Source organism: Anaerolineae bacterium, from assembly GCA_013178015.1.
Classification (GTDB): Bacteria; Chloroflexota; Anaerolineae; order DRVO01; family DRVO01; genus Ch71.
Map to the genome: position 1 here is coordinate 19,759 of JABLXR010000047.1, position 8,471 is coordinate 28,229.

General features: G+C 65.4%; 6 protein-coding genes. 1 reads left to right on the forward strand and 5 read right to left on the reverse strand.

The features are described 5' to 3' along the window. Positions 1-20: 20 nt before the first annotated feature. From HPY83_16005 to HPY83_16025, 5 genes are all read right to left on the reverse strand, one after another. Complete coding sequence (locus tag HPY83_16005; GenBank protein NPV09450.1) at positions 21-1,064, reverse strand: hypothetical protein; 1,044 nt, start codon at positions 1,062-1,064, stop codon at positions 21-23. Continuing rightward, positions 1,061-4,579 carry a DUF4450 domain-containing protein gene (locus HPY83_16010; protein NPV09451.1) on the reverse strand — a complete coding sequence of 1,173 codons (3,519 nt, stop codon included), beginning with the start codon at positions 4,577-4,579 and terminating at the stop codon, positions 1,061-1,063. Before HPY83_16010 ends, HPY83_16005 begins: the two co-directional genes overlap by 4 nt. 33 nt (positions 4,580-4,612) lie before the next feature. After that, the gene (locus HPY83_16015; protein ID NPV09452.1) at positions 4,613-5,578 is read right to left on the reverse strand and encodes a carbohydrate ABC transporter permease; all 966 of its coding nucleotides are present in this window, start codon (positions 5,576-5,578) and stop codon (positions 4,613-4,615) included. A 14-nt stretch (positions 5,579-5,592) separates the two neighbouring features. After that, positions 5,593-6,531 carry a sugar ABC transporter permease gene (locus tag HPY83_16020; GenBank protein NPV09453.1) on the reverse strand — a complete coding sequence of 313 codons (939 nt, stop codon included), beginning with the start codon at positions 6,529-6,531 and terminating at the stop codon, positions 5,593-5,595. A 124-nt stretch (positions 6,532-6,655) separates the two neighbouring features. Beyond that, positions 6,656-8,029 (reverse strand): extracellular solute-binding protein, encoded by a 1,374-nt coding sequence (locus HPY83_16025; protein ID NPV09454.1) that lies wholly within the window; start codon positions 8,027-8,029, stop codon positions 6,656-6,658. 136 nt (positions 8,030-8,165) lie between these two features. Between HPY83_16025 and HPY83_16030 the strand changes: the two genes are divergently transcribed. Beyond that, a partial coding sequence (locus HPY83_16030) for a hypothetical protein (protein ID NPV09455.1) occupies positions 8,166-8,471 on the forward strand: 306 nt, incomplete at its 3' end.

The window sequence follows — 8,471 nt, forward strand, 5'->3', positions numbered from 1 at the left end:
AATCCAGTGCCTACCCCGGCTCACAGCCAGGCGTACTCCCAGGCCGCCTCGTACATGGCAACGATGTTCTGGGTCGGGATCTCTGGCAGCAAGTGTTGGGAGGGGGCAATGGTGAAGCCACCGTAAGGGCGGAACGTCTCCACCCGGGCCCGCACCTCCCGGCGAACGTCCTCGGGCGTGCCGAACGGGAGGGTAGCCTGGGTGTCTATGGAGCCGTGGAAGCACAGCTTGCCGCCGTACAGACGCGCCAGCACCTCGGGCGCCATGTCGGCCGCTCCCACCTGCACCGGTTCGAGGATGTTGAGGCCCATCTCCATCAGCGTGGGTAGCAGATAGGCCACGCTGCCGCAGGAGTGATGCATGATCAGTTTGCCGTAGCGCCGACCTACGTCATACAGCCGCTGTAGGTAGGGGCGCACGAACCGCCCGAACATGCGCTGGCTGAGCATGGGTCCGGACTGGAAGCCGTAGTCGTCCCCGGTGAAGCAGATGTCAATGTGGCGCCCGGCGCGGGCGAACATCATCTCCGACGTAGCCTCCATGAAGGCCATGATCTTGTCTAGGATGGCGTGCGCCAGGTCTGGGCAGTCGTACAGCAGGTAGAACCAGCGCTCCATCCCCACCAGCTCCGAGGCCGCCTCGAAGAACCAGCCCCAAACGCCACCGAGCACAGCGTAGTCTTCGAAGCCGGCGCAGGCCTCCGCATACCCTTCATAGTCCCACATGTCTGCCTCGGGCCAGGGGTAGGCCTCGACCTGCGCGAGGGAGGCGACGTCCGCAAGAGGATGCTCCAGCGCATACCCGAAGTCCCCCACAGAGCCCCCGCGAGGAATGCCGAAGTAGTCGGTCGGGCGCCCGTGGCCATCCACCAGTTCGGGCCCCACCCACTCCGGCTTCGGGTACCGGAAGTCCACGTGGAGACGGTCCATCAGCTCCAGGTCAGTCTCAACACTGAAGTGGCGCCGCAAGCGAGCGTAGACCTCACTGCAGGCGCAGAAGTCTATGGTGAAGCGCGGGACGGACTCGAACCTGTAGTTGCGGAGTACCAGTTCCTTCGAAGTCATGGTGCCTCACGGAGCGAAAGCAGGGATAGCCCCAGTAGGGCCAACACCACCTCGTTGGAGAGCACCTCGAGGCTGAAGCGCCGCAGCGGCCGGCCCGGCTGCAAAGGAATGCAGTATGCGTCGGCGTGCGTCTCCACTCCGAGCATAGTCACGGGGAGCGGTGGCCGGTTCGTGTCCCTGGCATCTGGCGCATGGGCCGTGGAGGCGACCGCCTCGTCCGTCTCTATGCGTCTTCCCACGGGCACAGGCAAGCCCTCACCATAGTGGTAGGGACCGAAGCGGCCCAGCCCAGAATCAAGGTTGGTGGGATTCACCAACTCCAGAGTCTCGCACTCGCCATCCTTATACTGAACGGTAGCCACGGCATTGGTGATGTGGCTCTGCATGGCCGTGGTCAGCGCTGCCAGCAGCATGTATACCGCCCGACCCGTTCCCGAAAGAGGCACGTCCAGTCGGGCGCGCTGTCCCCTCCACCGACTCAGGCGCACCGCCAGACTCGGAGGCGACCCCAGGTCGAAGCGCAGGCCCGGGCCCACGGTCATGTAACCAGCCTCGTCGGCCGAGGCCCTCAGGGTGTCGCAGGAGATAGGCCTGTCGTCGAACTCGACGCCCCTCATGTACCTCTGCGACAGAGTGTACGGCACCGCTGTAGCCATCACGTCGAGGGTCGCCAGGACTTCCTCCAGCAGGCAGTCACGCCAGGGGGTGAGGTCAACGCTGCGCCACTGCCCTGCGATGGGGCTACCCAGCTCCCAGCGGTGAGCGAGGAGAGTCTCTTCCACCATCACGTCGCCCATGATCCGCAACTGCAGCCGCTGCAATCCGGGTAACAGCGGGCCGGCCGGCGCCAGTGAGAGCAACCGTTCACCTAACGGAGGAAGCGTACCGCGCCATTCGCCGGAGAAGTGACCGCCGATGACAACACTAACGCCGACACCGGCAGCGCCGTTGTTGCGCAGCGCCAGCGTCCACTCGCCGCCGGGGCCAGCGTCGAGCAGCCGCGATTCGATTGGCGCGATGCTGGCCATGCGGATGCAGTCCCAGAAGGACGATCGGCCCTCTGCCGACAGGCGGACGTACAGGCGCGTGCCGGGCGTGGCCCTCGCCACCCTTGCGGTGACGCCACCTCCAGCGAAGCTCAGGTCCGTCAGCACACCCCCGGGGTCCCTCACCGACTGGATAGCCGCGCCCTCGGCCTGGATGGCCACGCTCTCGCCTTCCACCCAGCGCGCCGGCCAGATCACCTGCCAGGTGGGAGCACCCACCCTGGCCCGTACCTGTAGGTCCGAGCCGCGAAAGCGCACGGTCGCCACGGAGCGGCCCGGCCGATGCTGTCCTGCCGCCTCCGCCCGCGGATCGCTGACTTCGATCGCCTCCAGCTCACCATTCCCCAGGGGCAGCTCCATCGTCGTCCTGGCGGGGATGTCGGCACGCAGGTCAAGCAGGCGCCAGTGACCGTCGCGACGCCAGTCCAGCTCGTGCCCGCGCGTCTTCAGGCTGGCGGCATCCCACCTCTCAGGCAAACACGGAGCCACGAGGCGCTGACTTAATACCAGAGCGGGGCGGATGCCGAACAGGTCCTCGACCACCACCCGCAGGAACATACTGATGGCATCGGTGAAGTCCTCGTTCACTCGCTGCGAGCCGTCAGGATTGGCGTGACAGGTGAGGCCCCCGGGCATGGGTCCAGCCAGGGGCGCCGCAGCCGCCCCCAGAAGCAGGCCCTGCAGGGTCTCAGCATCGCCGACGCGGGCGAAAGCGGAGGCGACGTTGAGGCACTCGGCGAAGATCAGGTCACGGGTGGAGTGCTGGCGGCCGTTGGGGTACACGGGGTACCAGTTGGAGCTCCACACCAGCTTGCCGCCGTTCTGGAGCGACTCCCACTGGAAGGTGCGCCGCACGTAGTCGAGCATCTGCTCGGCTTGCTCGAAGTCAGCTAGCCCGAACTCGATAGGGTGATAGATACTCGCCAGTTCCGGCTCTTCGTGCCGGCGGCGGAGCCCTAGGTAGTCGCGGTACTCGGCGAAGCAGCCACGCTGGCCCACCCACAGCGACCGGTTGGCGGCCGCCAGAATCCGCATTGCCTCGCCGACGAAGGCCGACTCGTCCTCCCCCAGGGCACGCGCCAGGCGGGCTAGCCCCCAGTTGGCGGCGTAGTTGTAGGCGCTTGCCTGCACACAGCCCCCGCCCAGGTACCAGTGGTTGTCGGAACACCACGTGTTGATGGCGTTCTCGTAGAGGCCGTCGTTGTCCGGGTCGAACGTTCGCTTCTCCCAGCCGCGGAGGGCGAGCAGCGACGGATACACCTCCCGGCCCAGCCCCAGGTCGCCCGTCCACTCCAGATGGTGAAGCACCTGGTTCAGGAATACCTCGGTCATGTTGTAGAAGACGCCCCGGCGCTCCAGCATGTCCGAGATAGCACCCGCCTCCGGCCCCTCGCGGAACTGTGTCGCCAGGTGGGCCCCGACCGCCTGGCGCACCCGCTCATGCCAGCCCAGGCAGTCGGCGCCGTACCAACCACGCCAGCCGAGATAGTGCTGCATCCAGGACCAAGCGCCATGGAGGAACGACGGCGGCACCCAGGCCCCGTCCTGAGCCACGGCCATAGCGCGGCTGGCGAGATCGAGGTCAGGATGGGGCGAAGTCACGGTCAGCCTCTCCGCCACGGATCGGACGCGTTCGCAGCCGGCTGCGAACGCCTGGCCAAGGGGTGCGGTGAAGAGAGCCTCTTCCTCAGCGGAACCCACAACCACCCGCGCGCCAATGTGGGCCACCGTACCCGCCCTCAGTTCGTTCGAGCGGAAGGCGGCTACCGGGTAGTCCCCCGCGGCGGAGAGCCACAACGCCGCGGGCGAGGTTTCCGCAGCGGCGGCGCTGACCACCCGGAACTCGCCAGGCAGGTCACAGGCAACAGCAAGCGTCCGCTCCTCCGCGCCGGTATAGGCAAACACCGGCTTGGGCCAGTGGTGCTCGACGAACCTGCCGGTCATGCGCTCGTAGCCACTGGCCAGGTTGGGCGCGTGCAGTATGGCCCCTCCAGCCACCACCTGGACGCGGTTGGCAACAGCATCCTCCGGCGACAGGCGCCAGCGAGTCGGGTCTAAGTAGTAGTTGGCGTGGTATCCGCTGGCCCCGCCCAGACACCAGACCAGCCGGCATCCCTCGGGGGTATGGTTGAGCTCCAGGCGCCAGGCCCCGCCGGCGCCCTCAGCCATGGTCACCGCCTCCAGCATGCACCGCACCCCGAGCTGGACGTCCTCCAGCTCGTAGCGCATCAGCCCCGGATCGTACGCCGATCGCACGTGGGAGAAGTGGTGGAGCCATCGGCTCCGCCCTTCCACGGCAAAGCCAATGTAGACACTGCCGATCTTGCCGCCATCAGGGCCGAGGGAGAGAGCAAACAGCGGTCGGTCCCCGGCCACGAGCCGGAAGGATGAAGCGGCCCCATAGAGGGGCCGGTTGCCTATCAGATCCCCGTTGTCGCGCACATAGGCGCCGTCACCCACTCGGTACACGCGGACAGCTCCCTGGTCTGAGATCGCTCGACGCTACCGGCGCACGCCGGTCAGGGCGACGCCCTCGATGAAGTACTGCTGCGCCACGAAGTAGACGATAAGCATGGGCAGAATGAAGCAGGTGGACATCGCCATCACCAGCTCCAGCCGCCAGCCCACCTGTGGGTGGGTCCGTACGGCCACGAGCCCTAACGAGAGGGGAAAGAGCTGCACGTTGCGAAGGAAGAGAATAGCGCCGAAGAAGTCATTGTAGACGTTCAGGAACTGGAAGACGGCGACGGCGATGATAGGCGCCCGCAGCAGAGGCACCAGAATCTGCACCAGTGTGCGGATGTACCCGGCGCCGTCCATGCGCGCTGCCTCGTCCAGATCATAGGGGAGCCCAAGCATGTACTGGCGCAGCATGAAGATGTAGAACGACGAGCCGGTGAAGGCGCCAATCGCCCAGGGCCAGTAGGTGTCCAGAGCCCCTAGCCTGGTCCAGATCAGGTAAGTCGGGATGACAGTGACCACTCCGGGAAGCATCATGACCGACAGGACCACCAGGAAGAGGATGTCGCGGCCCGGGAAGCGCAGCCGGGCGAAAGCGTAGGCGATCATGGTGTTGGAGATGATCGCCCCAATGACGCCGATTTCCACCAACAGCAGGGAGTTGAGCGCCCAGCGCCTCGCCCACGGCACCTCTTGCCACACCCGTACGTAGTTCTCCCACCGCCAGACTGAGGGAACCAGTCGGACGGGATAGGTGGTCACCTCGTAAGCAGGCTTCAGCGAAGTAGAGACCATCCACACGAAGGGGAAGATGAATGAGACGCCCAGGCAGGTGATCACACCATAGCCGAAGAGCTGCAGGCGGTGTCTCCTCAGCCAACGCGCTATGGGGACCAAGAGGCGGGAGATGCGATTCGGGCGCTCGACAGGATGGGAACACATGGGGAGAGGTAGCTTCTCCGGGTCCCCGTGCCTGCGCGACTCTCTGTCTCCCTGTCTCACTGGCACCGGGCTCCTCCCATTCACCGCCGCAACTCCCCTTCGTAGTAGACCCAGGCGGCCGACGAGCGGAACACCAGCAGCGTCAGCAGCATGATGATCGCAAACAGCAGCCAGGCCATGGCAGAAGCATATCCCCACCTCAGGTCGCGCCAGGCAGTGCGGTATAGCACCAGCATGTAGGTCGTGGTCGAGTAGTATGGCCCCCCGTCCGTCATGACCATAGTGCTGAGGAACACCTGTAGTCCGCCGATGATGCCGGTGACGAGCGTGAGGAAAATGGTGGGGCTGATCTGCGGCAGGGTGACGTGGCGGAACCGCGACCAGCGCCCAGCCCCGTCAATGGAGGCACTCTCGTATAGCTCTTGGGGCACAGCCTGAAGCGCGGCCAAATAGAGGATGCTGCCCCCTCCGGCAGCCCAGAGGTTCATCAGCACCAGAGCCGGCTTGGCCCACGTCGTCGTCGTCAGCCAGGGCACCGGCGCGATGCCCGCCAGGCCGAGAAGCCAGTTGAGGAGGCCGAAGTCCTTGTTCAGAATGATGTTCCAGAGGACGAAAGTGGCCACGCCGGAGACGAGCGCCGGCATGTAGAACACGGTGCGGAAGAAGGCGATGCCGCGCAGCCGAAGGTTAAGCAACAGGCTCGCCGCCAGCGACACCGGCATGCCTAGTCCGATGGAGAAGACGAGCATGTACACGGTGTTGTAGAGGCTGAGCCCGAACATCTCGTCCTGCACCCAGCGGGTGTAGTTACCGAGGCCGACGAACCTGGCCGGTGTCAGGAAGTCGGCTCTGAACAGGCTCAGCCCGAAGGAGTAGACCATGGCGCCGGCCGTGAACACTAGGAAGGCGATGAACCAGGGCGATATGAGGGCATAGGCGACGAGGGCCTCTCGTCGCCGCTGAGTCAGATGCACTCTGCCGCGCCCGGCAGAGCTTTGGATCGGTCGTCCGGCTGCCACCAATGTGTGTCCTCCCGCTAGGGACAGGCCGCACCTCCGGCGCGGGCGCGGTGACACGGAGACGTGGTGACCAGTCTCTCTCCACGTCTCCGCGTCTCCCCCTCTCCACGTCGGGGGATGAGGTCTACTCCTCGGCCAGGATGTCTCTCGCCCGCCGAGCGGCGTCGTCCAGGCCTTCCTGTGGCGTCATCTGCTCCCCCAAGATGGCATCCAGCGCCGCGTTCACCGCGTCCTGAATGGCGAAGATCTTGGGATGGATGGGGTAGCCCTTGGCGTAGGCGAAGAAAGTCGGCAGGACCTCCTTGTTCTTGGGCGGCTTGTCCGGGTCCAGGTAGCGAACCACAGCCTGCCCGTCCGCCAGCGGCAGTAGCTGGCCGGTTCCGAAAGCCTTAAGCAGCCTGTCGGGATACCCGGCATCGTAAGTGCTCCAATAGTACTGCCAGCTCTCCTGGGGGTGCTGGGTCCTCGACCAGATGGCAGCCGCCTGCGCACTGGGGTTGGACGATCGCTCTCCGTTGGGTCCGGCAGGCACGCTGAAGCACTCGACCCCGTCCAACAGCTCGGGCCTGACTCGCTCGGGGATACTAGGCAGGTTCCAGGAGGCGGAGTAAGTGATACCCACCAGTCCCTGGGCCCAGGCCCCGAACCACAAGTCTATGCCCTCGGGCACGGTCTTGGTGGACAGGCAGGTGCCGTCCTTGTAGATTCGGTCGAGGTACCAGTCGAGTACAGCTACACCAGGGTCCTGGTTGAACAGGGGCTCGTAGGTGTTGTCGTCCCAGAACTGGCCCCCGAAGGCCGTGAGCTCGGAGAAGAACCACCACATGCTGGCGTTGGCCGTGCCACCGTTCATGCCCCAGCGACTTGTCTTGCCGCTGGCGTCCTTGATGGTCATGGCCTTGGCCGCCTCGGCCAGGTCGTCGTAGGTGTAGTCCTCGGCGAGCTCCACGCCCGCCTCCTCCAGGATGCCTCGGTGCAGGAACACGTTGTTGACGGTGGCGGTACGGGCCACTGCGTACTGCAGGCCCTTGTAGTTGGCGTCATCGAAGGCAAACTGAGTGAACCGCTCCTTCTCCCCTTCCGGCAGAGTGTCCAGGAAGGGGTTGAGGTCCAGCAGCTGGTTCTTGTCGAGATAGGGAATGAGCTGCCTGGTGCCAAACCAGTCCAGCACGTCAGGGGCGGTGCCCGCTGCCATGTCGGCTGTAAGCTTCTCGATCCTTTGGTCGGCGGTGATCTCCTCCACGATCTCGATGTCGGGGTGGGTGGCCCGGAAGCTCTCCACGCAGGCGGCGTGATAGGCCTGCCAGGGAGCGTTCAGCCCGTTGTTGACGCGGATGGTGACCTTCTCTGCAGGCGCCGGTGAGGCCGCGACACCCTTCTCGACCGCTTCCGTCGCCTGCCCCGCCGGCGGGGCGGCGGCACAGGCAGCCACAGCAACGCCACTCAACGTGAGGCCCATCCCCCGTAGCACTCTACGCCTCGACACTCTCCTCGCCATCATACCACCTCCCATAGCAGCTTCCTCGGACTTGCTGCAAGACCGCGGCAGCGCATCGACTCGTCTGCAGGTTCGGCTAGCGACAGGGACCGCATTCGCCTATAGTATAGGTGACACTGGCTGAAGCGGACCTGACGTGAGCATGACATCGGAGGCACGCATCTACGACCCGGAAGCTTTGCACGCAGCCCTGGACGCACTGCACGAACCCGGCGCTCTGGCCCGCGCCGCCAGGGGCCTACCGGGGCTGGGCGGTTCGGCCTCACCCATGGCACAGGCACGTCAACTGCGCCGCCTTCTCCTGGATGCCATTGCCTCCCTGCAGCCGGCTGACGGCTACATCTTCGGCTCCATCCGCAACCGCGCCTACGACGTCCTGCACCTCCGTTACGTGGAGGGCAACACCATCACCGACATCGCCGATGAGATCGGCATCACCGAG